We start from the raw sequence: 25355 nt of genomic DNA on the forward strand, positions 1-25355 counted from the left end.
CACCAATCGCCTGGTCACGGCACTTGCGGACGCTACTTGCTCCGGCGGTCCCGCTTCTCGCGCACGCGCACCGAGATCCGCACCGGGCTGCCCTCGAAGCCGAACTCCTCGCGCAGCCGCCGTTCGAGGAAGCGGCGGTAGCCGGCTTCGAGGAAGCCGGTGGTGAACAGCACGAAGGTCGGCGGTCGGGTGCCGGCCTGGGTGGCGAACAGTACCCGGGGCAGGCGGCCGCCGCGCATGGGCGGCGGAGTAGCGGCGATGACCTCCTTGAGCCAGGTGTTGAGACGGCCGGTGGAGATGCGCTTGTCCCAGGACTCGAGGGCGGTCTCCATGGCCGGCACGAGCTTCTGCACGGCGCGGCCGGTCTTCGCGGAGATGTTCACGCGCGCCGCCCACGGCACGCGCAGCAGGTCGCGTTCGATTTCCCGGCTCAGCTCGTAACGTCGGTCCTCGTCCACGAGGTCCCACTTGTTGAATGCGATGACGAGGGCGCGGCCGGCGTCGGCGACCATCGAGATCACCCGCTGATCCTGCTCGGTGATGGGTTCGGAGGCGTCGATCAGCAACACCGCGACCTCGGCGGCCTCGATGGCGCCGCGGGTGCGCAACGAGGCGTAGAACTCGGCGCCGGAGGCGGTGTTGACGCGTTTGCGCAGACCGGCGGTGTCCACGAACCGCCAGGTCTTGCCGCCGAGTTCGACGAGGGAGTCCACCGGGTCGACCGTCGTGCCTGCGACGTTGTGGACCACGGATCGTTCGTCGCCGGCCAGCTTGTTGAGCAGGCTGGACTTGCCGACGTTCGGTTTGCCGACCAGTGCGACGCGACGTGGCCCCTGTCCCCCGGTGCCTTCACGCGGGGTGCGCGGCAGCACCGCGAGTAGTTCGTCGAGCAGGTCGCCGGTGCCGCGACCGTGGGTGGCCGAGACCGAGTACGGCTGCCCCAGGCCCAGCGACCACAGTGCCGCCGCCTCCGACTCGACGCGGTCGTCGTCGACCTTGTTCGCGACGAGCAGCACCGGCGTCTTGGACCGGCGCAGCACCTTGGCCACGGCCTCGTCGACGGCGGTGGCCCCGACGGTGGCGTCGACGACGATCAGGATCGCGTCGGCCGTGCGCATCGCGATCTCTGCCTGTCGCGCGACGGATTGTTGCAGGCCCTTGGCGTCGGGTTCCCATCCCCCGGTGTCCTGCACCATGAATCGGCGGCCGTTCCAGGTGGCCTCGTACGAGACGCGGTCGCGGGTCACGCCCGGCACGTCCTCGACGACCGCTTCGCGGCGGCCGATGATGCGGTTGACCAGGGTGGACTTGCCGACGTTGGGGCGTCCGACCACGGCGACCGTCGGCACGGGCACGAACTCTTCGAGTTCGGCGGCCCCGGCGAGCTCGAGGTCCCAGTCCGATTCCTCCGACCAGGTACCGTCGCCGGTGAATTCCGTCACGTCCTCGCTCACAGGGTCGCTCCCGTCTGTTCGGCGACCACGGCGGCGAGCGCGGCGATCACTTCGTCGATGTCCATCTCGCTCGTGTCGACGACGATCGCGTCGTCCGCCGCGCGCAGCGGGGACACCGCGCGGGTGGAGTCGAGGTGGTCGCGGCGCTGCACCGCGGCGAGCACCGCCTCGTAGTTGTCGCCGCGGCCTTCGGCGATGTTCTGCTGGTTGCGCCGCTGTGCCCGCGCCTCGGCGGAGGCGGTGAGGTAGATCTTCACATCCGCGTCGGGAAAGACGACGGTGCCGATGTCGCGGCCCTCGACGACGATGTGCCCCGCGTCGCGGCCGATGCGCTGCTGCGCTGCGACGAGGGTCCGGCGGACGGCGGGGACGGCGGACACGGCCGAGACGGCGCCGGTGACCTCGGCACCGCGGATGATCTCGCGGACGTCCTCCCCGGCGAGCCGGATGTCCTCGGCCTCCGGGTCGGTGCCGATCGACCAGGGCAGGGGCTCGGTGGCGGCGGCGATGGCGACCGGATCGGTCAGGTCCGCACCCGCACGCAGCACGTGCAGGGTCGCGACGCGGTACATGGCGCCGGTGTCCAGGTATGCCGCGCCGAGGAGCTGGGCGAGTCGCTTGGAGACGGTGGACTTGCCGGTGCCCGAGGGACCGTCCATGGCGACGACGAGCGAGCTCACAGGCCCACCGCCTGGTAGAGGCCGCCGACTTCCTTGCGGCCGAGCACCCGCAGGGTGCCGGGTCGCTGGTCGCCGAGCGCGACGGGGCCGATGTCGGTGCGCACGAGGCGGATCACGGGGTGGCCGACGGCGTCGAGCAACCGGCGCACGATGTGCTTGCGGCCTTCGTGCAGTTCGAGGCGGACCAGGGATTGGCCCTCGTTGACCTGGAGGAGCGCGAAGGAGTCGACCTTGGCGGGGCCGTCGTCGAGTTCGACGCCGGCGCGCAGCTGCTTGCCGATGCCGCGCGGAAGGACGCCCTTGACAGTGGCGAGGTAGGTCTTGGTCACCTCGTAGGAGGGGTGCATGAGCCGGTGGGCGAGTTCACCGTCGTTGGTGAGCAGCAGCAGTCCTTCGGTGTCGGCGTCGAGCCGGCCGACGTGGAAGAGGCGCTGGCCGGCGGCGACGCGTTCGGAGACGATGTCGCCGACGCAGGGGCGGCCGAGGTCGTCGGACATGGTGGACTGCCAGCCGCGGGGCTTGTTGAGCACGAGGTGGACGAGGTCCTTGTCGACGACGACGCGGATGCCGTCGACGCGGATCACGGCGTTCTCGGGGTCCACGCGCAGGCCCTGCTCGGTGACGATGGCGCCGTCGACCTCGACGCGGCCGGCGGCGATGAGTTCTTCGGCGGCCCGGCGGGACGCGACTCCGGCCTGGGCGAGGACCTTCTGCAGGCGCACGCCTTCGCCGGCGGGCAGTTGCGGGCGTTCGGCAGCGTGCTGGTGCCGGGCGGGTCTGGCGTTGCTGATCTTGGGCAGGGCCGCGGGGCGCTGGGCCTGGGGCTTGGGGGCGGCGGGACGGCCGCGCTTGTTGAGCGGGGTGTCGCCCTTGCGGTGTGCCTTCTTCGGTGTGGCCGCGCCGGCGGCGGGCTTCGATGTGGCCGCGCGGGCGGCGGGTTCGCCCCGGCGTTCGCGGGGTGGATTCCCTGCGCGGGAGTTGGTCTTTCTGCGGTCCGGTGTGCCATCACGGCGAGCGGGCTTGTGCACTTTTTTCCTGTCTCAATCGGGATCGAACGGCGCGGGCGAGGGGACCTCGGTGCGCGGGTTCCTTCCCATTCTCGCAAATCGTGGGTCGGCCTCGAGACTTTCGCTGATGTCGTCGATCACATCGACGTCCGGGAGCAGTGGCGCGAGCGGCGGCAGATCGTGCAGGGAGGCCAGTCCGAGGCGTTCGAGGAACAGTTCGGTGGTGACGTAGCGGGTGCCGCCGGTCTCGGGGTCGGTGCCGTCCTCGGCGATCAGGTCGCGGGCGAGGAGGGTGCGCATGACGCCGTCGACGTTGACGCCGCGCACCGCGCTGACGCGGGCGCGGGTGACGGGCTGGCGGTAGGCGACGACGGCGAGGGTCTCGAGGGCGGCGCGGGTGAGTTTGGTGCGGGCGCCGCCCTGCAGGAGTCGTTCGACGTAGGGGGCGTAGTCGCGGCGGGTGTAGAAGCGCCAGCCGTCGCCGGCGTAGCGCAGGTCGATGCCGGAGCCGCGCGCGTCGAGGTCGGCGGCCATGCGGTGCAGGGTGGTCTCGACGCGGGTGGCGGTGACGCCGATCGCGTCGGCGAGCTGGGCGTTGGGTGCGGGGGTGTCGACGACGAGCAGCAGTGCTTCGAGGGCGGCGGCGAGTTCGTCGTCGCTCATCTCGAGCAGTTCCGCGTCGAGTCCGTGCGCATCGGGGTCCGGTGTGGCGCTGCTCACCCGTAGTCCTCCTCGAATGTGGTGACGGTGTCGTCGTTCTCACCGGTCCAGGCCACGTGCAGCGGTCCGAGCGGTTCGGGTTGGTCGAAGGTGACGGCTCGTTCGCGGTAGAGCTCGAGCAGTGCGAGGAACCGGGCGACGACCTGGAGGCCGTTGTCGCATTCGGCGACGAGGTGACCGAAGGTGGCCCAGGTGCCGGCGCCGAGGGCGCGCAGCAGGGTGAGCAGGCGGGCGGCCTGTTCCGGGACGGAGACGCGGGGGGTGTGGAGGTGGTCGAGGCCGACGCGCGGGGGCGGTTTGGGCCGGAAGGCGGCGGCGGCGATCTCGGCGAACCGGGTCGCGTCGACGCCGAGGACGACCTCGGGCAGCAGGTTTTCGTACTGCGGTTCGAGTGCGACCGTGCGGGGGTAGCGGCGCAGGGCGGCGGCTTCGAACTCGGCGAACCGGTCGGCGATCTGTTTGAAGGCGCGGTACTGCAGCAGGCGGGCGAAGAGCAGGTCGCGGGCCTCGAGCAGGGCGAGGTCCTCGGGGTCGTCGACGTCGCCCGAGGGCAGGAGGCGAGCGGCCTTGAGGTCGAGCAGGGTGGCGGCGACGACGAGGAATTCGGTGGTCTGGTCGAGCCCCATCCGGGGGCCGAGGGCGCGGGTGTAGGCGATGAATTCGTCGGTGACCTCGTGCAGGGCGACTTCGGTGACGTCGAGGCGGTGCTGGGAGATCAGGGTGAGCAGCAGGTCGAAGGGGCCTTCGAAGTTGCGCAGTCGTACTTGGAATCCCGCGGGGGTCGCGGCGGGCTGGGCCGGATCCGGTGGGGTCGGGCCTGGGTTGTCCACGGTCACGGGTTATCGGCCGGAGCGATGGATCACTTCGCGGGCCAGGGCCCGGTAGGACTCGGCGCCGGCGGATTTCGGCGCCCAGGTGGTGATGGGTTCGCCGGCGACGCTGGTTTCGGGGAACCGGACGGTGCGGGCGATGACGCTGTCGTAGACGAGGTCGCCGAAGACCTCGACGACGCGGGACATCACCTCGCGGGCGTGCAGGGTGCGGGAGTCGAACATGGTCACGAGGATCCCGGCGAGGCTGAGCTTGGGGTTGAGCCGGTCGCGCACCTTGTCGACGGTGTCGTTGAGCAGGGCCAGTCCGCGCAGGCTGAAGTACTCGCATTCCATCGGGATGATGACCGCGTCGGCGCAGGCGAGGGCGTTGACGGTGAGCAGGCCGAGGGACGGCTGGCAGTCGACGAGGATGTAGTCGTAGCGGTCGAGGACGGGGTACAGGGCTCGGCCGAGGGCTTGTTCGCGGCCGACCTCGGAGACGAGCTGGATTTCGGCGGCGGACAGGTCGATGTTGCTCGGTAGCAGGTCCAGTCCTTCGACCCGGGTGTGCAGTAGGACGTCGTCGACGGAGATTCCGCGTTCGACGAGCAGGTTGTGCACGGTCAGGTCGAGGTCGTGGTGGGCGACGCCGAGTCCGGCGGACAGGGCGCCCTGGGGGTCGAGGTCGACGAGCAGGACGCGACGGCCGTATTCGGCGAGGGAGGCGCCGAGGTTGATAGTGGAGGTGGTCTTGCCGACCCCGCCCTTCTGGTTGCACATCGCGATGATCTTCGCGGGTCCGTGACCGGGCAGCGGCTGCGGTTCCGGGACGTACCGGCGGGGTCGTCCGGTGGGGCCGAGTTCGGCTTCGGGTTCCGCGGTGTGGGTGGGGTCCGGGTCGGTGTGGGCCGCGTCGACGTCGGGGCGGCCGTGGAGCAGGGCGTGCTGCGAGGCCGGCGCTGTGTCCGCCGCGGGCGCTGTGTCCGCTGCGGGCGGTTGTGGTGTCGCCACTGTCCCCTGCTCCCCCTGTCCTGCTCGCTCGGCTGTCGGGTCAACGCTACCGCTTCGGATGGTGCGATGGCGCCGTGGACACGCCCTGCCGCCGTGGTGGCTACCGGGCGCGGGGGTGGGCCCCGGCCCATACTTCGCGCAGCGCACCGGCTGTGACCTGCGTGTAGATCTGGGTGGTGGTCACCGAGGCGTGGCCGAGGAGTTCCTGCACCACGCGCACGTCGGCGCCGCCGTCGAGGAGGTGGGTGGCGAAGGAGTGGCGCAGGGTGTGCGGGGAGACGGCGGCGGTGATTCCGGCCCGGCCGGCGGCGGTCTGCAGTACCTGCCAGGCGCTCTGCCGGGACAGTCGGCCCCCTCGGGCGTTGAGGAACAGGGCCGGGGTGTGTCCGGTGGCCAGGGCGGGGCGGCCGCGGACCAGATAGGCGTCGACGGCGGCCAGTGCGGGGCGGCCGACCGGTACGACGCGTTGCTTGCCGCCCTTGCCGCGCAGCAGCACCGACCGGTGGGTGGTGTCGAGGTCGTCGACGTCGAGGCCGACGGCCTCGGAGATGCGCGCGCCGGTGGAGTACAGCAGTTCGAGCAGCGCCCGGTCGCGCAGGTCCCGGGGTCCGTCGGCACCGGTGCCTGCGGCGTCGAGGATGGCCGATACGTCGGCGACCGGCAGGGCCTTCGGCAGGCGCCGGCCCGCGGCGGGGGGTTTGACGGCGCGGGCGACGTCGACGGGGGTGCGGCCTTCGGTGGTGGCGAAGCGGTGCAGGCCGCGCACGGCGACGAGGGCTCGGGCGGCGGAGCTCGCGGCGAGGGCGGGCCTGCCGCGTTCGGGGTCGCCGCGGCGCAGCGCGGTGACGAAGTCGCCGACGTGTTCCTCGCGCACCTCGGCGAGGTCGGCGATGCCAAGGTCGGTGAGGTGTTCGAGGTATCGGGTGAGGTCGCGGCGGTAGGAGGCGAGGGTGTTGGGGGCGGCCCCGCGTTCGACGGTGAGGTGGTCGAGGTAGGCGTCGAGCTGTCGGGCCAGCACGGCGTCAGTTCCCGAGGCTCTTGGTGCGCAGCAGGGCGCGGGGCCGGTCGGGCCACTCGGCGTCGGCGGGACGCAGGGCCCCGTCGCGGCGGGTGGCGGCGAGAGCGAGGATTCCGGCGACCGCGGTGGCGTTGACGATCTGTCCGCCGAGCACCATGGCGACGGCCTCGTCGACGGGGACCCGGCGGATCTCGAGGTCCGCCTCCTCGTGTTCGGGGTCGGGCCGGTCGGCGGTGGACAGGTCCCGGGCCGCGTATACGCGCACGGCCTCGTCGGTGAACCCCGGGGACAGGGCGAGGTCGACGAGCAGGTCCCAGCGGGCGGCGGCCAGGCCGGTCTCCTCGGTGAGTTCCCGGCGGGCCGCGTCGAGCGGGTCCTCGCCGGGCGCGTCGAGCAGCCCGGCGGGCAGCTCCCAGAGGCGGTGGCCGAGCGGGTGGCGGTACTGGTGGATGAGGATCAGCCGATCCTGTGCGTCGACCGCGGCGATCGCGACGGCGCCGTGGTGTTCGACCACCTCCCGCTCGGCCTCGTGCCCGTCGGGCATGGCGACCCGGTCCACGCGCAGCGACACGATGGCGCCGGTGTGGATCCGGCGTGTGGACAGTGTCCGGAACTCGTGTCGCTGCGTCACGGTCGGCTACTTGCCGCCGGCGGTGGCGTTCTCGGACACGGTGGCGTCCTCGGACACGGTCGGCGCCGCGGCGCCGCCGTCGACCAGGGCGTGGTCGGCGTCGTCGCCGTGCACGTCCACCGGCAGCCGCTCGGCGGCCTTGTACCGCAGCGCGGCCGCGACGAATGCGGAGAACAGCGGGTGCGGCCGGGTGGGGCGGCTCTTGAGCTCGGGATGCGCCTGGGTGGCCACGAAGAACGGGTGCACGTCGGCGGGGTATTCGACGAACTCGACGAGATGCCCGTCCGGGGAGGTGCCCGAGAAGGTCAGGCCCGACTTGGCGATCCGGTCGCGGTAGGCGTTGTTGACCTCGTAGCGGTGGCGATGCCGCTCGGAGACCCGTTCGCTGCCGTAGGCACGCGCGACGACCGAGCCCTTGGTGAGCACGGCCGGGTAGGAGCCGAGCCGCATCGTGCCGCCCAGGTCGGCTTCTCCCGCGACGGCCTGCTCCTGATCGGCCATCGTGGAGATCACCGGGTGGGTGGTGTCGGGGTCGAATTCGGCGGAGTTCGCGTCGGCGATGCCGACCGAGCGGGCCGCTTCGATGACCACGCACTGCAGGCCCAGGCACAGGCCGAGCAGCGGGATCTTGCGGGTGCGGGCGTAGCGGATCGCGCCGAGTTTGCCTTCGATGCCGCGGATGCCGAAGCCGCCGGGGATCAGGACCGCGTCCACGTCGCCGAGCGCGGCCTGGGCGCCGGCCTCGGTTTCGCAGTCGTCGGAGGGCACCCAGCGGATGTCGACCTTGGCGCGGTGTGCGAACCCACCGGCCCGCAACGCCTCGGTGACCGACAGGTAGGCGTCGGGCAGGTCGACGTACTTGCCGACGAGGGCGACCCGCACGGTCTCGCGGGGCTGGTGCACCCGGTCGAGCAGATCACCCCACACGGTCCAGTCCACGTCGCGGAACGGCAGGCCGAGCTGGCGGACGACGTAGGCGTCCAGGCCTTCGCGGTGCAGGACCTTGGGGATGTCGTAGATCGACGGGGCGTCGGGGCAGGAGATGCAGCCGTCGACGTCCACGTCGCACATCAGCGCGATCTTCGCCTTGAGGGCGGCGGGGACCTCCCGATCGCAGCGCAGCACCAGCGCGTCGGGCTGGATGCCGATGTTGCGCAGCGCCGCCACCGAGTGCTGGGTGGGCTTGGTCTTCAGCTCGCCCGACGGGGCCAGGTAGGGCACGAGGGAGACGTGCAGGAAGAAGACGTTGCCGCGACCGACGTCGTGGCGGACCTGGCGAGCCGCTTCGAGGAAGGGCTGGGACTCGATGTCGCCGACGGTTCCCCCGATCTCGGTGATGACCACGTCGGGAACGTTGCCGTCCTTGTCGGGGCCGGCCATCGCCATGATCCGGTTCTTGATCTCGTCGGTGATGTGCGGGATCACCTGGACGGTGTCGCCGAGGTACTCGCCGCGCCGCTCCTTGGCGATGACCGTGGAGTAGATCTGGCCGGTGGTGACGTTGGCGGCGGCGTTGAGATCGCGGTCGAGGAAGCGTTCGTAGTGGCCCACGTCCAGGTCGGTTTCGGCGCCGTCCTCGGTGACGAAGACCTCGCCGTGCTGGAAGGGGTTCATGGTGCCGGGATCGACATTCAGGTAGGGGTCGAGCTTCTGCATGGTCACGCGCATTCCGCGCGCGGTGAGAAGAGCGCCCAGGCTCGATGCCGTCAGCCCCTTGCCCAACGAGGAGGCGACACCCCCGCTGACGAAGATGTGCTTGGTGGCGGTACGCGAGTGGCGTGACTGTGGCAAAGAAGCTCCCGTGACGTCTGGTGCAGGACTTCGGACTGATGACGGAACAACTGGGGCCTGCACGACCCACGGAACTTCACGGTAACACCTGCCGCGGGTCCCGCGTACACGACTCGCCCGGATCGGACGGGGATCACACCGTCCGCCGCGGCGCGCCCCGTCAGCGGGCGGCGGTTCCGACGGTGACGGCGCCGGCGTTGGGCCCGGTTCCGTACCGGCCCGACACCCCGGCGAGCTGTTCCTGCAGCGCCAGCACCGTGGTGATACGGCCGGATTCGCGGTCGACGGTGTCGACCGTGGACAGACCGGCCGACAGCGCCGCGTCGGCCCGCACCACGGCAACGGCCCCGTTGCCGACGGCGGCGCCGGGCCGTCCGGCCAGGACCGTGCCGGCGCCCCGGGAGTCGAACGCGGCGGCGAAGCGGGCCAGCAGCGCGCCGCGGTTACCGCCGGCCTCGGCCCCGGCCTCCCCGTCGCCGGTGACGACGATCGCGGCCTGCGCGGGCTCGACGGTCCCGTCGTCGTATGCGACGAATCCGCCGCCGCGCAGCGTGGACAGGGCGAGGTCGCGTTCCTGGGGGGTGCTGCGCGGTTGCGCGTTCGCCGGATCGACGAGCAGCACGGCGCCGAGCAGGTCGCCGGCCAGGCTGCCCTGGTCCACGGCGCCGGTCTGCAACTGCACCCCGGCGGGCACGACGTTGGTGACGGTGGTGCGCAACTGGTCGGCGCCCGCGGCGTCGACGAAGGACTCGGTCAGCGAGATCCGGCCGGTCACGGCGGCGCCCGCGGCCTCGACGGTGCGGATCACCGCGTCCAGGTCCGCCGGGTCGGTGTCGGGGGTGGCGATCATGAGCACCGTGCGACCGGCGAGCGTGTCGCGCACGATGCGTCCGGACACGGCGGCGTCGAAGCCGTCCGCCGCGTTGAGCTGCTCGGTGAGCGCGTTAGTGCGGTCCTCGGCGTCCTGCAGCCGGCGCTGCAACTCGGACCGGTCGTCGCGCAGGCCGGCGACGACGCTGTCCGACAACAGCCCGGAGCCGAGGGCGATGCCCACGGCCAGGGCGAGGAAGACTGCTGCGATCGAGATTGCGTGGTGACGCAACGAGATCACGCGGTCAGCCCCTGCACCCACACCACGAGGCTGTCCCAGCTCTGCACGGCCCAGTCCACGACGTCGCCGCCGAGGTTGGACACGATCAGGGCGACGATCACGGCGATCAGCGCGGCGAACACCAGCAGGGCGATCACCCCGCCGGAGACGCGGCTGCGGTAGAGGGTGGCGACGGCCTTGGCGTCGACCAGTTTCGGGCCCACCTTCAGCCGGGTCATGAACGCCGACGGGTTGCTGTCACGGCGGCCCTGGTCGAAGAACTCGTCGAGCGAGACGGTGCTGCCGACGGTGACGACGAGGGCGGCGCCGTGGTGGTCGGCGAGCAGCAGCGCCAGGTCGGCGGGGGCGCCGGTGGCGGGGAATGTCATCGCGCCGATGCCCAGGTCCTGGATCCGTTCGAGACCGGGCGCGTGACCGTCGTGATCGGCCGGCAGCACCACCTCGGCGCCGGACTTGAGGGTTTCGGTGCCGATCTCGTCCGGGTCGCCGACGATCAGATCCGGCCGGTACCCGGCGCGGACGAGCGTGTCGGCGCCGGTGCCGACACCGACGAGGATCGGCGAGTACTCCTTGATGAACGGTTTGAGATTCTTCAGGTCCTGCTCGTGGTCCGGTCCGTCCGCGACCACCACCACGTGCCGGTCGCGCAGGTCCACGTCGACGTCGGGCACTCCGACCCCGTCGATGAGCAGCGGGCTCTCCGAACGGATGAACTCGATGGTGTTGCCCGAGAACGCCTCGAGGTGGTCGACCAGACCGGTTTTCGCCTCGATCATGCGGTCGGAGATCTCGGTCTCGGTCTGCTCCTCGCCCTGGATCAGCAGCCGCTCCCCGGAATAGACCCCGCCCTCGTGCAGGCGAACCTTGGCGCCGTCCTTGATCTTCTTGAACACCTCGGGACCGGTGTTGTCGATCAGGGCGATGCCGTTGGCCACGAGCACCTCGGGGCCGAGGTTCGGGTAGCGGCCGGTGATCGACGTCGAGGCGTTGACCACGGCGGTCACTCCCGCCTCGACGAGCGCGTCGGCAGTGACGCGGTCCATGTCGACGGCGTCGAGAACGACGATGTCGCCGGGACCGACCCGACGCAGGAGCTTGGTCTGGTTCTTGTCGACCCGGGCAATGCCGCTCACTCCGGGCAACGTTTCGTTATTGCGTGACAGCAGCGCCGGCATCTTCATGGCATCGATGATGAACCCGGGCCGCGGTCGGGCAACGGAGGCGCGCCGGGGCGGGATCAGCCCCGGCGTTCGGCGTGCGCGGTGGCGAGCAGTTCCTCGGCGTGGGCCCGGCCCGTCTCGGTGTCGCCGAGACCGGCGAGCATGCGGGCGAGTTCGGCGACTCGTTCGGTCTCGGTGAGGGTGCGCACCCCGCTGCTGACGACGCCGCCCGCGTCGTCGACCTTGTCGACGACGAGATGGGTGTCGGCGAATGCAGCGACCTGCGGTAGATGGGTGACCACGATGACCTGATGCGTGCGGGACAACCGGGCCAGGCGCCGGCCGATCTCGACCGCCGCGCGACCGCCGACCCCCGCATCGACCTCGTCGAACACCATCGTGGCGCCGCGCTCGGATCCGGCCAGCACCACCTCGAGCGCGAGCATCACGCGGGAGAGCTCGCCGCCGGAGGCGCTGCGGGCGATCGGCAGGGACCGGGCGCCGCTGTGCGCGGCGAGCCGGAACTCGACGTCGTCGACACCCGACGTGCCGGCGTGCAGCAACCGCCCGCCGACCTCGAGAGGTGCGCTGTCCTGCGGTCCCGCCTCCCGGTCCCGCACCTGCACGTCCAGACTCGCCCGTCCCATCGCCAGGCCGGAGAGCTCCTTGCTCACCGCCTTGGCGAGCTTGTCGGCAGCCTTCCTGCGGGCGGCGGTGAGGGCGGTGGCGGCTTCGGCGGTCGCGGCCGCCTCACGGTCGGCGCGTGCGGCGAGCTCGGCGACCGCATCGGCGGACACGTCGATCCGCGTCAACCGATCACGGGCGTCGCGGGCCCACGCGAGCACGCCGTCGATGTCCGCGGCGTACTTGCGGGTGAGCGATTTCAGCTCGGCCTGACGGCCGAGCAACGTCTCGAGGACACCCGGATCGGACGGCAGGTCCGACAGGTACCCGGACAGCTCGCCCGCGACGTCGGTGACCACGGCGATGGCCTCGTCGAGCCGCGGCCCGAGCTCGCGCAGGGCGGGGTCCTCGGCCGCCTCGAGGCGCGCCCGGGACTCCCCGAGCAGATCCAGCGCCGCCGCGCCGCCCACGTCGTCGCCGTCGCCGCCGGCGAGCGCGGCCTGTGCGCCCTGGGCGGAGTCGCGCAGCGAATCGAGGTCGCCGAGCCGGCGCACCTCGGCCACGATCCGGGTGTCCTCCCCCGGCTGCGGGTCGACCGCGTCGATCTCGTCGAGCGCGAACCGCAGGCGGTCCGCCTCCTGCGCGAGTTCGCGGGACTTCTCGGTGCGTTCGAGTAGTTCGTCCCGCGCGGCCAGCCAGCGCCGGCGGTGTTCCTGGTACGTCGACAGCAGCGACGTGATCGTCTTGCCGGCGAACCGGTCGAGCGCGGCGCGCTGCTGGTCGGGTCGCAGCAGCCGCAGCTGATCGTTCTGGCCGTGCACGGTCAGCAGCGGATCGGTGAACTCCGAGAGCACCCCCACCGGGACACTGCGACCGCCGAGGTGGGCGCGGGAGCGGCCATCGCTGCCGACGGTGCGGACCGCGATGATGCTGCCGTCCTCGTCACGCTGGGCGCCGGTCGTCTCGAGCAGTCGCGCCACCTCCCGCTCGACGTGGCTGGGCACGGCGCCCTCCGCGCCCGAGCCGCCGTCGGCGTCGATGCAGAACCGACCCTCCACGACGGCGCGGGCGGCGCCGACACGGACGCGGGTAGGGTCGGCGCGGACCCCCGACAGTAGATGCAGGCTGGTCACGACCATGGTCTTGCCGGCTCCGGTTTCGCCGGTCAGGACGGTCAGACCGCCGTGGAACTGGGCGCCCGCCTCGGAGATGACCCCCAGATTGTCGATCCGGATCTCGGCAAGCACCTCACAGTCTCCTTCCCCGCCAGCCCTTCACCGGAAGATCGAACTTGCGCACCATTCGGTCGGCGAACGGCGCCGAGTCCAGGCGCACCCACCGCACGGGATGCTTGCCGCGGACCACCTCGAGCCGCCCACCCGCGGGCAGGTCGAGGGTGCGGCGGCCGTCGCAGAACACCAGCCCGTCGTGGCTGCCGGCGAGGGTCTCCACGGCGATCAGCGATTCCGGGCTGGTCACCATGGGCCGGGCGAACAGAGCGTGGGCGTTGCTGGGAATCACCAGCAACGCTTCGAGTTCCGGCCAGACGATCGGGCCGCCGGCGGAGAACGCGTAGGCGGTCGAGCCGGTCGGGGTGGCGATCAGCACTCCGTCGCATCCGAACGCCGACACCGGCCGACCGTCGACCTCGAGCACCACCTCGAGCACGCCCAGGCGGGACTTGTTCTCGAGGCTGGCCTCGTTGAGCGCCCATCCCCGGTCGACGATCGCGTCGTCGACCCGGATCGCGACGTCCAGCGTCATCCGCTCCTCGACCCGGTACTCGCGGCGCACCACCTGTGCCAGCGCCTCCTCGAGATGCTCGGTCTCGGCCTCGGCGAGGAAACCGATGCGTCCCAGGTTGATTCCGAGCACGGGCACCGTCGCGCACTGGGCCAGTTCGGCGGCGCGCAGGAAACTGCCGTCGCCGCCGAGCACGATCACCATCTCGCAACCCCGGGCGGCGTCCGGTCCGGGTTCGACGATGCGGACCCGGCCCTCGGGTCCGGCCAGGGGACCCAGACCGGTGCTGGCGACCTCGTCGTCGAGCACCCGCAGCCCGATGCCGGCCTCGCCGAAGATCTTCGCCGTGCGCTGCGCCGTCGCGGCGATCTCGACCCGTCCCGAGTGGGACACGAGCAGGACCTCGCGGGTCGCGCGCTCCGGGCCGGGCGCTGCACTATCTGTGGTCACTGGGGTCCTTCCTGCACGGCTCGTTCGACCAGCTCGACCACGTCCGCGTCCGGCTCGGCCGGGCCCGGTTGCCCGGCGCGCAGCCACAGGAAGTATTCGACATTGCCGGACGGACCGGGCAGCGGACTGGCCACCGCCCCGAGGGTACGCAGCCCGAGAGTCTGGGCTTCGCGCGCGACGTCGAGGACCGCCTCGGTCCGCAATGCCGCATCCCGGACGACACCGCCACTGCCGACCCGCTCCTTCCCGACCTCGAACTGCGGTTTGACCATGGGTAGCAGATCTGCGCCCGCGGTCACGCACCGCACGAACGCCGGAAGCACCAGCTTCAGCGAGATGAAGGACAAATCCGCCACCACCAGCTCGACCGGCCCCCCGATCGCGTCCGCATCGATGTTACGCACGTTTGTTCGATCGATCACGCGGACCCGGTCGTCGGACTGCAGCCGCCACACCAGCTGGCCGTAGCCCACGTCGACGGCGACGACTTCCCGTGCGCCCTCGTGCAACAGCACGTCCGTGAAGCCCCCGGTGGAGGCCCCGGCGTCGAGACACCGCCGGCCGGCGACCCGAAGTCCCCGGTCGGTGAACGCCTCGAGGGCGCCGAGCAGCTTGTGAGCACCTCGTGACGCCCACTCCACCTCGTCGGCGACCTCGGTGACCAACAGGGGCGCCCCCGGATCGACTTGCGTCGCAGGCTTCGTCGCGACCGTGCCGTGGACGAGGACCCGTCCCGCAGCGATCAGCTCGCCGGCGTGCTCGCGGGACCGGGCGAGGCCCCGACGGACCAGCTCCGCGTCGACTCGCGCTCGCCGGGCCACGTCAGATCTTGTCCACGGTAGCGAGCGCCTGGACGAGCAGGTCGTGTGCCTGTTCGAGCAGCTGCGCCTGCCGCGGGATGATCTCGGACGGATCGGCCGCACCGACAGCGGTGTCGCGGGCACGCGTGAGCAGCCCCTCGACATCGGTGTGGATCGACCGAGGATCCATACCCGGATGGGAGCCTGGAAGGTGATCGCCTGGGCGTGGTATCGACGTGCTCATCATCGACCACGCTAGTGCATGCCGGTGACGAACCGGCACACCACGCAGAACGGTCTCAGCGGGGCATTCCCCACCGCGCCAGCAGGTCGTCCGTCGCCACGACCCGACCGAAGCCGGGATGGGACCAGGCGACGTCGAGCACGGCACGAAGAGCAGCCATCGGGTCCGCGGCCGGTTGCGGGGCCAGATGCACGTCCCGACCGTCGAACGACACCGCGTGGGGCTCGCGCGTGCCCGGCCGCAGCTCGGCGGCCTCGCCGTCGAGACTCGCGAGCGAGTCCGCAACATAGGTGGGACGTTGCTCCGCCGGGGCCCGGAGCAGGTCCGCGACAGTGCTCACCCCGGTCAGCACCAGTAGCGAATCGACACCGACGGCATTCGCGCCGGCGATGTCGGTGTCGAGCCGGTCGCCGACCACGAGCGGACGCGAGGCACCGCTGCGCACGACGGCGTCCTCGATCAGTGGCGCGGCCGGTTTGCCGGCCACCAGCGGCTCACGTCCCGTCGCAGACCGCAGGGCCGCGACCATGGAACCGTTCCCGAGCACCAGACCTCGCTCGGTGGGCAGCGTCGAGTCGATGTTCGTCGCCACCCACAGCGCGCCGGAGCGCAGTGCGAGCGTCGCCTCGGCGAGAATCGCCCATCCGGTTTCCGGGGAATGCCCCTGCACGACCGCCACCGGGTCGGCGTCGGCGGAGCGTACCGGCACCAGCCCGACCCCGGCGACCTCGTCGACGAGGGCTTCGGTGCCGACCACCAGCACCGGCGCGCCGGCCGGAACCCGCTCCGCCAGCAGCCGGGCCGCGGACTGGGAGCTGGTGACCACGTTCGACTCGTCGGCCGCGAAACCGAGTTCGCGCAGGTGTTTGGCGACCTCACCGGGGCGGCGGCTCGCGTTGTTGGTGACGTAGAACAACCGCTCAGCCCCCTCGGACAGGGCCTCGCGGGCGCCCGGCACCGCTTCGGCGCCGCGGTAGACGGTGCCGTCCAGGTCGAGCAGAAGGACGTCGTAGTGGGTCCGCAACGATGCGCCCGTACCGGTCACAGATCCTCTCCGGTGAGCTCGGCGACGCGTTCCTCGGCGTCGGTGTCCCCCTCCAGATCGGCGGCGGCGGCGTTGAGGAACCACTTCAATCCGTCCTCGGTACGTCCCGCTGCCACGAGCGCGTCCGCATACGCGTAGAACAGGCGCGCGGCGGACGGTCCGGTGCGCGAGGCGTCCAGTTCCGGCGTCTGCAGGGTGACCACCGCCTGGTCGAACTGCCCCAGGTCCATCCGGGCACCCGCGACGACGATGCGCAGTTCGGTGGCCTCGTCTCCGGTCAGCGCCCGAGCCTCGTCGCTACGGCCCAGCTCGATCGCCCGTTCCGGTCGGCCGAGTCCGCGCTCGCAGTCCGCCATGACCGCCAGCAATCCGGGTCCACCGGCCATCCGGCGAGCGGCCCGCAACTCGGACAGGGCCTCCGCCCATTCGCCGGCGTGGTAGGCGGTGATGCCCGCTGCCTCCCGGACCACGGCGATGCGGCCGGCGCGCTGCCGCGCAGCACGCGCATGAGCCAGGGCGACACGGGGGTCGTCGTCGATGAGGCGGCCGGCCATGACCAGGTGCCGAGCCACCGCGTTGGCGTTCGACTTGTCGAGGCTCAGCAGATCCCGGCGGATGGTCGGATCGAGCTCCGACGCCTCGACGTCTTCGGGAAGATCCGGCTCGTCCGGTCGAGATTCGCGACGTCCAGCGGGAACGCCTTCCCGACCCCGGCCCGGGCCGAAGCCGCCTTCGCCGCCGCGGCGGCGCGGGGCGTTGCCGTCCCGCTGTTCGGGTCCGTGGCCGGCCCGGGACGTGCCGGTGCGCCGATCATCCCGGGTCCGATCGTCACGCCGGTCACCGGTGCGCCGATCGTCCCGGCGGTCCTCGTTCGTGCTTCGATGCGGACGCTCGCCGCGCCGTTCACCGTAGGGCCGGTCTCGCCGGTCTCCCGGCGGGCGGTCGCTGCGGGGTCGCTCGGACCGGGCGCCCTCCCGGGAGTCGTCCCCGGCGCCCTTGGGTGCCTCACTTCGGCGTTCCCCGCGGAACGTGCGGTCCTCGCCGCGGCGATCCGGTCGGCCGGCGAATCCTTGCCGGCGGTCCTCGCTGCGGGCCTGACCCCGATCACCGCCTTGGCGACGTTCGCCGCTGTCTCCGCGTCCCGACCTGGGAGTGGACCCTCCACCCCGGAAGGATCGACGCTCACCATTGTTGTCGGACACAGAAAAATCCTTTCACGAAAAACGACGAGAGGGGACCCACCAGGTGGGTCCCCTCTCGGTAACGGGTGTTCGGCGGTGTCCTACTCTCCCACACCCTGTCGGGTGCAGTACCATCGGCGCAGACAGGCTTAGCTTCCGGGTTCGGAATGGGACCGGGCGTTTCCCTGTCGCTATGGCCGCCGTAACTCTGCGAAACGTCACGCATCAGAGTTCTCGAATACCCTTGTCGGGCTTCGGTATCTGATGTGTGTGCTGTTTCAGATACCGCACAGTGGACGCGTAGCTTCTTCGTGGTAAGTCCTCGGCCTATTAGTACCGGTCACCTGCATGCGTTGCCGCACTTCCAGTTCCGGCCTATCAACCCGGTGGTCTGCCGGGGGCCTTACCCCCTCGAGGGGGTGAGAAACCTCATCTTGGAACAGGCTTCCCGCTTAGATGCTTTCAGCGGTTATCCCTTCCGAACGTAGCCAACCAGCCGTGCCCCTGGCGGGACAACTGGCACACCAGAGGTTCGTCCGTCCCGGTCCTCTCGTACTAGGGACAGCCTTCCTCAAGTTTCTAACGCGCGCGGCGGATAGAGACCGAACTGTCTCACGACGTTCTAAACCCAGCTCGCGTGCCGCTTTAATGGGCGAACAGCCCAACCCTTGGGACCTACTCCAGCCCCAGGATGCGACGAGCCGACATCGAGGTGCCAAACCATCCCGTCGATATGGACTCTTGGGGAAGATCAGCCTGTTATCCCCGGGGTACCTTTTATCCGTTGAGCGACACCGCTTCCACATGCCGGTGCCGGATCACTAGTCCCGACTTTCGTCCCTGCTCGACCTGTCGGTCTCACAGTCAAGCTCCCTTGTGCACTTGCACTCGACACCTGATTGCCAACCAGGCTGAGGGAACCTTTGGGCGCCTCCGTTACATTTTGGGAGGCAACCGCCCCAGTTAAACTACCCACCAGGCACTGTCCCTGAACCCGATCAGGGTCCGAGGTTAGAGGTCCAATACGATCAGAGTGGTATTTCAACAACGACTCCACGGTAACTGGCGTCACCGCTTCACAGTCTCCCACCTATCCTACACAAACCGAACCGAACACCAATACCAAGCTGTAGTGAAGGTCCCGGGGTCTTTTCGTCCTGCCGCGCGTAACGAGCATCTTTACTCGTAATGCAATTTCGCCGAGTCTGTGGTTGAGACAGCAGAGAAGTCGTTACGCCATTCGTGCAGGTCGGAACTTACCCGACAAGGAATTTCGCTACCTTAGGATGGTTATAGTTACCACCGCCGTTTACTGGGGCTTAAATTCTCAGCTTCGCGGATCGCTCCGCTGACCGGTCCTCTTAACCTTCCAGCACCGGGCAGGCGTCAGTCCGTATACCTCGTCTTACGACTTCGCACGGACCTGTGTTTTTAGTAAACAGTCGCTTCTCTCTGGTCTCTGCGACCACCCCCAGCTCCGACCGCGAAGGTCTTCACCAGGGCTGGTCCCCCTTCTCCCGAAGTTACGGGGGCATTTTGCCGAGTTCCTTAACCACAGTTCTCTCGATCGCCTCGGTATTCTCTACCTGACCACCTGTGTCGGTTTGGGGTACGGGCCGTGTGAAAGCTCGCTAGAGGCTTTTCTCGGCAGCATAGGATCATGGAATTCGCCTCATTCGGCTACGCATCACCTCTCAGGCTCGTGCGACACGGATTTGCCTATGTCACGCCCTACAGGCTTACACCGGTACAACCACTGACCGGCCCCACTACCTTCCTGCGTCACCCCATCGCTTGGCTACTACCACCGAAGGTCCCGTGCAGCAGGATCCCGTCTCCCGAAGGAGATCGATCACCCTTTGGACGGTTAGTACCGATGATTCACCAGGGGCGCGTTCACACGGGTACGGGAATATCAACCCGTTGTCCATCGACTACGCCTGTCGGCCTCGCCTTAGGTCCCGACTCACCCTGGGCGGATTAACCTGGCCCAGGAACCCTTGGTCATTCGGCGGACGAGTTTCTCACTCGTCTTTCGCTACTCATGCCTGCATTCTCACTCGCGCCGCCTCCACACCTGGATCACTCCGGCGCTTCCCCGGCGGCACGACGCTCCCCTACCCACCCACACCACTGCACCCGTCTCCGCAGAAACGAGTGGGTGTTGTGTGAGTGCCGCGGCTTCGGCGGTGTACTTGAGCCCCGCTACATTGTCGGCGCAGAACCACTTGACCAGTGAGCTATTACGCACTCTTTCAAGGGTGGCTGCTTCTAAGCCAACCTCCTGGTTGTCTCAGCGATCCCACATCCTTTTCCACTTAGTACACGCTTAGGGGCCTTAGCCGGCGATCTGGGCTGTTTCCCTCTCGACTACGAAGCTTATCCCCCGCAGTCTCACTGCCGCGCTCTCACTCACCGGCATTCGGAGTTTGGCTGATTTCGGTAAGCTTGTGGGCCCCCTAGACCATCCAGTAGCTCTACCTCCGGTGAGAAACACGCGACGCTGCACCTAAATGCATTTCGGGGAGAACCAGCTATCACGGAGTTTGATTGGCCTTTCACCCCTACCCACAGCTCATCCCCTCAGTTTTCAACCTAAGTGGGTTCGGGCCTCCACGACGTCTTACCGTCGCTTCACCCTGGCCATGGGTAGATCACTCCGCTTCGGGTCTAGAACATGCCACTGATACGCCCTGTTCGGACTCGCTTTCGCTACGACTACCCCACACGGGTTAACCTCGCGACATGCCACTAACTCGCAGGCTCATTCTTCAAAAGGCACGCCGTCACCCCCAGCAGACCAAACTGCTCGAAGGCTCCGACGGATTGTAAGCGCACGGTTTCAGGTACTATTTCACTCCCCTCCCGGGGTACTTTTCACCTTTCCCTCACGGTACTAGTCCGCTATCGGTCACCAGGGAGTATTCAGGCTTATCGGGTGGTCCCGACAGATTCACAGCAGATTTCACGGGCCCGCTGCTACTCGGGCACCCTCCACGAGAGCCGGCATGTTTTCGTCTACGGGATTCTCACCCTCTACGACGGGCCGTTCCAGACCACTTCGACTAACACACCGGTTTCTTACTCTCGCCCACCATGACAGTGATGGGAAGAAGGGCCCCACGACCCCACGAGTGCAACGCCTGCCAGCTCTCACACACCCGCGGTTTAGCCTCTTCCGCTTTCGCTCGCCACTACTCACGGAATCACATGTTGTTTTCTCTTCCTGTGGGTACTGAGATGTTTCACTTCCCCACGTTCCCTCCACACGCCCTATATATTCAGGCGCGGGTAACACGACATCACTCGTGCTGGGTTTCCCCATTCGGAAATCCTCGGATCACAGCTCGGTTGACAGCTCCCCGAGGCATATCGCAGCCTCCCACGTCCTTCATCGGCTCCTGGTGCCAAGGCATCCACCGTACGCTCATAAACACTTACAACAAAGATGCTCGCGTCCACTGTGCAGTTCTCAAACAACACACAACACCCACTACTCACCCCACCGACCGGCAGAAGCTTTGACAGGCATCGTCGCTGATCGAACACTCGCGTGTTCTCTCAGGACCCAACAGTGCACCGATATAACTCTCTTCCCGCCGGCACTCGGACCGGCGGTGACGAAGAAAATACCTGTCAGCGTTCCACCCATGAGCACCACCGGATTACGTGTGAATCCGAAATGGCTCTGCCTGCATGCGTTTACCGTCCCCGACTGCTCGGGGTGCACGAGGAGTTGCTCCTTAGAAAGGAGGTGATCCAGCCGCACCTTCCGGTACGGCTACCTTGTTACGACTTCGTCCCAATCGCCGATCCCACCTTCGACGGCTCCCTCCCACGAGGGGTTAGGCCACCGGCTTCGGGTGTTACCGACTTTCATGACGTGACGGGCGGTGTGTACAAGGCCCGGGAACGTATTCACCGCAGCGTTGCTGATCTGCGATTACTAGCGACTCCGACTTCACGGGGTCGAGTTGCAGACCCCGATCCGAACTGAGACCGGCTTTAAGGGATTCGCTCCACCTCGCGGTATCGCAGCCCTCTGTACCGGCCATTGTAGCATGTGTGAAGCCCTGGACATAAGGGGCATGATGACTTGACGTCGTCCCCACCTTCCTCCGAGTTGACCCCGGCAGTCTCCTGCGAGTCCCCACCATTACGTGCTGGCAACACAGGACAAGGGTTGCGCTCGTTGCGGGACTTAACCCAACATCTCACGACACGAGCTGACGACAGCCATGCACCACCTGTACACCGACCACAAGGGAAACCCCATCTCTGGGGCGGTCCGGTGTATGTCAAACCCAGGTAAGGTTCTTCGCGTTGCATCGAATTAATCCACATGCTCCGCCGCTTGTGCGGGCCCCCGTCAATTCCTTTGAGTTTTAGCCTTGCGGCCGTACTCCCCAGGCGGGGCGCTTAATGCGTTAGCTACGGCACGGATCCCGTGGAAGGAAACCCACACCTAGCGCCCACCGTTTACGGCGTGGACTACCAGGGTATCTAATCCTGTTCGCTACCCACGCTTTCGCTCCTCAGCGTCAGTTACTGCCCAGAGACCCGCCTTCGCCACCGGTGTTCCTCCTGATATCTGCGCATTTCACCGCTACACCAGGAATTCCAGTCTCCCCTGCAGTACTCAAGTCTGCCCGTATCGCCTGCAAGCCCGCAGTTGAGCTGCGGGTTTTCACAGACGACGCGACAAACCGCCTACGAGCTCTTTACGCCCAGTAATTCCGGACAACGCTCGCACCCTACGTATTACCGCGGCTGCTGGCACGTAGTTGGCCGGTGCTTCTTCTGTACCTACCGTCACTTGCGCTTCGTCGGTACTGAAAGAGGTTTACAACCCGAAGGCCGTCATCCCTCACGCGGCGTCGCTGCATCAGGCTTGCGCCCATTGTGCAATATTCCCCACTGCTGCCTCCCGTAGGAGTCTGGGCCGTGTCTCAGTCCCAGTGTGGCCGGTCGCCCTCTCAGGCCGGCTACCCGTCGTCGCCTTGGTGGGCCGTTACCCCACCAACAAGCTGATAGGCCGCGGGCCCATCCTGCACCGGAAAACCTTTCCACCCCGGAACATGCATCCCGAGGTCCTATCCGGTATTAGACCCAGTTTCCCAGGCTTATCCCGAAGTGCAGGGCAGATCACCCACGTGTTACTCACCCGTTCGCCACTAATCCACCCAGCAAGCTGGGCTTCATCGTTCGACTTGCATGTGTTAAGCACGCCGCCAGCGTTCGTCCTGAGCCAGGATCAAACTCTCCGTTGAAGACTCTCAATCAAACCCCGAAGGGCCGATCAGCCATAAGCGTAGAGCCGAATCACTAGCAAAAAACTCAAACTAGCAAAAACACTGACCACCACAGACGGAAGAATGCGGCAGCCAGCAACAACCACCCCACAAAAGTGAAGTGACCGCACCAAAATAATTTGGCACTGACATTCATCGGCACACTGTTGAGTTCTCAAAGAACACGCACACACCGTCGCTTCGCGCTCTCGCGTTCGGCTCCGGGGCAACCGTTCTATCCTAACACTCCGAGTTCACCTACGCAATCAGCGTCTGCGATCATCGTGTCGGCCGTTCGGTCGGTCAGGACACAACCAACTTCCGTACCTCTCGGTCCGGGTCGGTGTCCGTGTCGCTCGAACGACGACAAAGTTACGCCACCGCTAACGGGCCGTCAAACCAGCAGGTCAGCGGCCCGTCAGCGGGTGAGGGCGTTCTCGTCAGCCGCGCTCGATGCGGACGCCGGCGAAGTTGCGCTTGCCTCTCCGCAGCACGAGCCAGCGACCGTGCAGAAGATCCGCACTCGACGGGACCCAGTCCTCGGACGCGACGCGCTGGTTGTTCACGGAGGCGCCCCCTTCCTTGATCGTGCGCCGGGCCGCGCCCTTGCTCTCGCACAGACCTGTTGCGACGAGCAGGTCGACGATCGTGTCGGGTTGCCCGTCGTGCACCTCGGCGACGGAAGCCTCTGCCAGGGCGGCGGAAAGGGTCGCCTCGTCCAGCTCCGAAAGCTCGCCTCGCCCGAACAACGCCCGACTCGCCAGTTCGACCGCGCGAGTGTTCGCCTCTCCGTGAACGAGAGTCGTCATCTCGGCCGCGAGCCGGCGCTGCGCTTCACGGGCGTGCGGCCGCTCGGCCGTCGCCGTCTCGAGTTCGGCGAGCTCCTCCTGATCCAGGAAGGTGAACCACCGCAGGTACTTCACGACGTCGGCATCCGCGGCGTTGACGAAGTACTGGTACCAGGCATAGGGGGTGGTCATCTGCGGATCGAGCCACAGGCTTCCGCCGCCGGTGGACTTTCCGAATTTCTTTCCGTCGGCGGAGGTGACGAGCGGGACCGTGAGCGCATGCACTGCCGCGGCGTCCGTCCGCCGGTTGAGCTCGACGCCCGCGATGATGTTGCCCCACTGGTCCGATCCACCCACCTGCAGGGTGCACCCGTGCTGACGACGCAACTGCACGTAGTCGTTGGCCTGGAGCAGCATGTAGCTGAATTCGGTGTACGAGATGCCGTCGCCCTCGAGCCGGCGTCTGACGGTGTCGCGCGCGAGCATGACGTTGACGGAGAAGTGCTTGCCGACATCGCGGAGGAAGTCGACGACGCTGAGGGAGGAGGTCCAGTCGGCGTTGTTCACGACGATCGCGCTGGTCGGGGAATCGTCGAAGTCGACGAACCGCTCGAGCTGCCCACGGATGCGTTCGGCCCACTCGGCGACCGTGTCCGCCGAGTTCATGGTCCGCTCCCCCACCTCGCGCGGGTCGCCGATCATGCCGGTGGCGCCGCCGGCCAGCACGATCGGCCGGTGGCCCGCCCGCTGAAAGCGCTTGAGTGCGAGCAACGGCACGAGGTGACCCGCGTGCAGACTGGGGCCGGTCGGGTCGAATCCGGCATAGAGCGTGACCGGGCCCGCGTCGAGGTCGCGGCGGAGTGTGTCGAGGTCGGTCGATTGGGCGATCAGCCCGCGCCAGGTCAGTTCGTCGAGGATGTGCTCAGTCACTGCTCGATCATCCCATCCGGCGCGGAGCGGCCGGCGCGCGCGGGCTGCGCCGGTAGGCCGACACGCCCACCGCCCCCGGAATCCACAGCCGCCACGGCCGCTCGGCCGCGACGCTGATACCCACGCGGGGTCCCGCCGCGACCCGCTCGGCGTCCCCCAGGGTGAGCCTCACCGAGGCGCCTTCGTCGAGCACGTCGATCCCGTTGTCCGCGAGCGTCAGCCCCAGAGCCTCGGCCAGGTTGCCGGGTCCGCGGGCGAGGTTCGACGCCGGAGTCCCGGCCGTTCGCCGGGCACGGACGGTCTCCTCCCCCGCAACGACTTCCGCGCCTCGCAGCAGCACGGCGGCAGCCACTCCGTCGGCTCCGACCGAGATGTTGGCGCAGTGGTGCAGCCCGTAGCTGCGGTAGACGTAGAGATGGCCCGCGGGGCCGAACATCACCGCGTTCCGAGGCGTACGTCCCCGGTAGGAATGCGCCGCCGGATCGGGCCAGGGACCGTCCTCGGGGCCCCCGTAGGCCTCCACCTCCGTGATCCGCAGCACCACCTCGCCCGCACACAGCGTGGCACCGAGGATCGTGTGGGCCGCCTTCAGCGGATCGACCGCGGTGAGCCGCTCGAACGCCACGGTCAGTCCGTCACCGGGTCCTCGGTCCAACCGGCCACCCCGCGCGCGACATAGTCCTCGTGTTCGGCGTCGGTCACGTCTCGGGCCTCGTCGACGAGGAGGACGGGGATGCCGTTCTCGATCGGATACGCCCGGCGCAACCGCGGGTTGTAGAGGACCGAATCGTCGACGAGGAGCAGCGGCCCCTTGTCCTGCGGGCAGGCCAGGATGCTCAGCAGCGTGGGATCGACAGCCACGGT

The 25355-nt window shown here is 68.4% G+C and carries 20 protein-coding genes and 3 rRNA genes; all 23 read right to left on the bottom strand.

Translation table 11 applies throughout. The annotated features are described in order from the left end of the window. Positions 1 to 32: 32 nt before the first annotated feature. Positions 33 to 1454 carry a ribosome biogenesis GTPase Der gene (gene der, locus F1734_RS14690; RefSeq protein WP_017682154.1) on the bottom strand — a complete coding sequence of 474 codons (1422 nt, stop codon included), beginning with the start codon at positions 1452 to 1454 and terminating at the stop codon, positions 33 to 35. Beyond that, on the bottom strand, positions 1451 to 2113 hold the full coding sequence (gene cmk / locus F1734_RS14695; RefSeq protein ID WP_040269849.1) for a (d)CMP kinase: 663 nt from the start codon (positions 2111 to 2113) through the stop codon (positions 1451 to 1453). Before cmk ends, der begins: the two co-directional genes overlap by 4 nt. A gap of 17 nt (positions 2114 to 2130) precedes the next feature. Then, positions 2131 to 3162 carry a pseudouridine synthase gene (locus F1734_RS14700; RefSeq protein WP_017682153.1) on the bottom strand — a complete coding sequence of 344 codons (1032 nt, stop codon included), beginning with the start codon at positions 3160 to 3162 and terminating at the stop codon, positions 2131 to 2133. Positions 3163 to 3174: 12 nt separating this feature from the next. Then, the gene (gene scpB, locus F1734_RS14705; RefSeq protein ID WP_010596540.1) at positions 3175 to 3861 is read right to left on the bottom strand and encodes an SMC-Scp complex subunit ScpB; all 687 of its coding nucleotides are present in this window, start codon (positions 3859 to 3861) and stop codon (positions 3175 to 3177) included. Beyond that, entirely contained in the window at positions 3858 to 4697 is an 840-nt protein-coding gene (locus tag F1734_RS14710) for a segregation and condensation protein A (RefSeq protein ID WP_010596541.1), read from the bottom strand. Before F1734_RS14710 ends, scpB begins: the two co-directional genes overlap by 4 nt. Positions 4698 to 4700: 3 nt before the next feature. Then, entirely contained in the window at positions 4701 to 5684 is a 984-nt protein-coding gene (locus F1734_RS14715; RefSeq protein ID WP_238423952.1) for a ParA family protein, read from the bottom strand. Positions 5685 to 5784: 100 nt separating this feature from the next. After that, positions 5785 to 6702 carry a site-specific tyrosine recombinase XerD gene (xerD, locus tag F1734_RS14720; RefSeq protein ID WP_010596543.1) on the bottom strand — a complete coding sequence of 306 codons (918 nt, stop codon included), beginning with the start codon at positions 6700 to 6702 and terminating at the stop codon, positions 5785 to 5787. A gap of 4 nt (positions 6703 to 6706) precedes the next feature. Beyond that, complete coding sequence (locus F1734_RS14725; RefSeq protein WP_048773822.1) at positions 6707 to 7333, bottom strand: NUDIX domain-containing protein; 627 nt, start codon at positions 7331 to 7333, stop codon at positions 6707 to 6709. A gap of 6 nt (positions 7334 to 7339) precedes the next feature. Further along, positions 7340 to 9124, bottom strand: coding sequence for a CTP synthase (locus F1734_RS14730; RefSeq protein WP_026138095.1), 1785 nt, complete (start codon positions 9122 to 9124; stop codon positions 7340 to 7342). Positions 9125 to 9284: 160 nt separating this feature from the next. Beyond that, a complete protein-coding gene (locus F1734_RS14735) occupies positions 9285 to 10235 on the bottom strand; it encodes a copper transporter (protein WP_010596546.1) in 951 nt (316 codons plus the stop codon). Beyond that, positions 10232 to 11416 (bottom strand): putative cytokinetic ring protein SteA, encoded by a 1185-nt coding sequence (gene steA / locus F1734_RS14740; protein WP_010596547.1) that lies wholly within the window; start codon positions 11414 to 11416, stop codon positions 10232 to 10234. Before steA ends, F1734_RS14735 begins: the two co-directional genes overlap by 4 nt. 56 nt (positions 11417 to 11472) lie before the next feature. Further along, on the bottom strand, positions 11473 to 13266 hold the full coding sequence (recN, locus tag F1734_RS14745; protein ID WP_203010728.1) for a DNA repair protein RecN: 1794 nt from the start codon (positions 13264 to 13266) through the stop codon (positions 11473 to 11475). A gap of 1 nt (position 13267) precedes the next feature. Beyond that, positions 13268 to 14212, bottom strand: a complete 945-nt coding sequence (locus F1734_RS14750; protein ID WP_010596549.1) for an NAD kinase — start codon at positions 14210 to 14212, stop codon at positions 13268 to 13270. Next, positions 14209 to 15033, bottom strand: coding sequence for a TlyA family RNA methyltransferase (locus F1734_RS14755; RefSeq protein ID WP_203010729.1), 825 nt, complete (start codon positions 15031 to 15033; stop codon positions 14209 to 14211). Before F1734_RS14755 ends, F1734_RS14750 begins: the two co-directional genes overlap by 4 nt. A 1-nt stretch (position 15034) precedes the next feature. Continuing rightward, positions 15035 to 15202: a hypothetical protein gene (locus tag F1734_RS14760; protein ID WP_010596551.1), complete on the bottom strand. Its 168-nt coding sequence runs from the start codon at positions 15200 to 15202 to the stop codon at positions 15035 to 15037. A gap of 109 nt (positions 15203 to 15311) precedes the next feature. After that, positions 15312 to 16301: an HAD-IIA family hydrolase gene (locus F1734_RS14765; protein ID WP_010596552.1), complete on the bottom strand. Its 990-nt coding sequence runs from the start codon at positions 16299 to 16301 to the stop codon at positions 15312 to 15314. Then, entirely contained in the window at positions 16298 to 17503 is a 1206-nt protein-coding gene (locus F1734_RS14770; protein ID WP_010596553.1) for a hypothetical protein, read from the bottom strand. Before F1734_RS14770 ends, F1734_RS14765 begins: the two co-directional genes overlap by 4 nt. Positions 17504 to 17570: 67 nt before the next feature. Then, positions 17571 to 17687: ribosomal RNA gene (rrf, locus tag F1734_RS14775) — 5S ribosomal RNA — on the bottom strand. Positions 17688 to 17792: 105 nt separating this feature from the next. After that, positions 17793 to 20925 (bottom strand): 23S ribosomal RNA (locus F1734_RS14780). Positions 20926 to 21229: 304 nt separating this feature from the next. Beyond that, positions 21230 to 22752: ribosomal RNA gene (locus tag F1734_RS14785) — 16S ribosomal RNA — on the bottom strand. Together the 16S, 23S and 5S rRNA genes form the textbook arrangement of a ribosomal RNA operon. 461 nt (positions 22753 to 23213) lie before the next feature. Continuing rightward, positions 23214 to 24491: a tyrosine--tRNA ligase gene (gene tyrS / locus F1734_RS14790; RefSeq protein ID WP_010595388.1), complete on the bottom strand. Its 1278-nt coding sequence runs from the start codon at positions 24489 to 24491 to the stop codon at positions 23214 to 23216. A 7-nt stretch (positions 24492 to 24498) separates the two neighbouring features. Beyond that, positions 24499 to 25116 (bottom strand): DNA-3-methyladenine glycosylase, encoded by a 618-nt coding sequence (locus tag F1734_RS14795; RefSeq protein WP_010595387.1) that lies wholly within the window; start codon positions 25114 to 25116, stop codon positions 24499 to 24501. A gap of 2 nt (positions 25117 to 25118) precedes the next feature. After that, positions 25119 to 25352 carry a Trm112 family protein gene (locus tag F1734_RS14800; protein WP_010595386.1) on the bottom strand — a complete coding sequence of 78 codons (234 nt, stop codon included), beginning with the start codon at positions 25350 to 25352 and terminating at the stop codon, positions 25119 to 25121. Positions 25353 to 25355 lie beyond the last annotated feature (3 nt).

The organism is Rhodococcus ruber (genome assembly GCF_016804345.1).
Classification (GTDB): Bacteria; Actinomycetota; Actinomycetes; order Mycobacteriales; family Mycobacteriaceae; genus Rhodococcus; species Rhodococcus ruber.

Coding starts and splice junctions, on each gene's coding strand:
- cmk (WP_040269849.1), bottom strand. CDS start 2,113: ATGGACGGTCCCTCGGGCACCGGCAAGTCCACCGTCTCCAAGCGACTC.
- steA (WP_010596547.1), bottom strand. CDS start 11,416: ATGAAGATGCCGGCGCTGCTGTCACGCAATAACGAAACGTTGCCCGGA.
- F1734_RS14760 (WP_010596551.1), bottom strand. CDS start 15,202: ATGGATCCTCGGTCGATCCACACCGATGTCGAGGGGCTGCTCACGCGT.